General features: G+C 50.4%; 2 tRNA genes and 2 rRNA genes. All 4 read left to right on the plus strand.

What is annotated here, in order from left to right:
* Positions 1-107: ribosomal RNA gene (locus tag F3J31_RS23160) — 16S ribosomal RNA — on the plus strand; the annotation flags it as partial.
* A gap of 70 nt (positions 108-177) precedes the next feature.
* Positions 178-254: transfer RNA gene (locus F3J31_RS23165), tRNA-Ile, on the plus strand.
* Between the two features lie 43 nt (positions 255-297).
* Positions 298-373: transfer RNA gene (locus F3J31_RS23170), tRNA-Ala, on the plus strand.
* Between the two features lie 171 nt (positions 374-544).
* A 23S ribosomal RNA gene (locus F3J31_RS23175) occupies positions 545-1,020 on the plus strand; the annotation flags it as partial.

The raw sequence follows: 1,020 nt of genomic DNA on the forward strand, positions 1-1,020 counted from the left end.
TAGGTAGCTTAACCTTCGGGAGGGCGCTTACCACTTTGTGATTCATGACTGGGGTGAAGTCGTAACAAGGTAACCGTAGGGGAACCTGCGGTTGGATCACCTCCTTACCTTAAAGAACCTGCCTTTGTAGTGCTCACACAGATTGTCTGATGAAAAAACAGCAGTAAAAATCTCTGCAGGCTTGTAGCTCAGGTGGTTAGAGCGCACCCCTGATAAGGGTGAGGTCGGTGGTTCAAGTCCACTCAGGCCTACCAAACTCCTTTTAAAGGATGAGCGGTACAGAGATTGCAAAACGATGGGGCTATAGCTCAGCTGGGAGAGCGCCTGCTTTGCACGCAGGAGGTCTGCGGTTCGATCCCGCATAGCTCCACCATCTTTTACTGCGAACCCAAGAAAACTTCAGAGTGAACCTGAAAAGGTGCACTGCGAAGTTTTGCTCTTTAAAAATCTGGATCAAGCTGAAAATTGAAACGACACATCTTAAATGGTGTGTTCGAGTCTCTCAAATTTTCGCAATCAGAAGTGAAACATCTTCGGGTTGTGAGGTTAAGCGACTAAGCGTACACGGTGGATGCCCTGGCAGTCAGAGGCGATGAAGGACGTGCTAATCTGCGAAAAGCGCCGGCGAGGTGATATGAACCTTTGACCCGGCGATGTCCGAATGGGGAAACCCAGTGTGATTCGTCACACTATCGTTAACTGAATACATAGGTTAACGAGGCGAACCGGGGGAACTGAAACATCTAAGTACCCCGAGGAAAAGAAATCAACCGAGATTCCCCCAGTAGCGGCGAGCGAACGGGGAGCAGCCCAGAGTCTGAATCAGCTTGTGTGTTAGTGGAAGCGTCTGGAAAGTCGCACGGTACAGGGTGACAGTCCCGTACACGAAAACACACAGGTTGTGAACTCGAAGAGTAGGGCGGGACACGTGGTATCCTGTCTGAATATGGGGGGACCATCCTCCAAGGCTAAATACTCCTGACTGACCGATAGTGAACCAGTACCGTGAGGGAAAGGCGA

It is taken from the genome of Enterobacter sp. Acro-832 (assembly GCF_011752745.1).
GTDB lineage: Bacteria > Pseudomonadota > Gammaproteobacteria > Enterobacterales > Enterobacteriaceae > Enterobacter > Enterobacter quasiroggenkampii.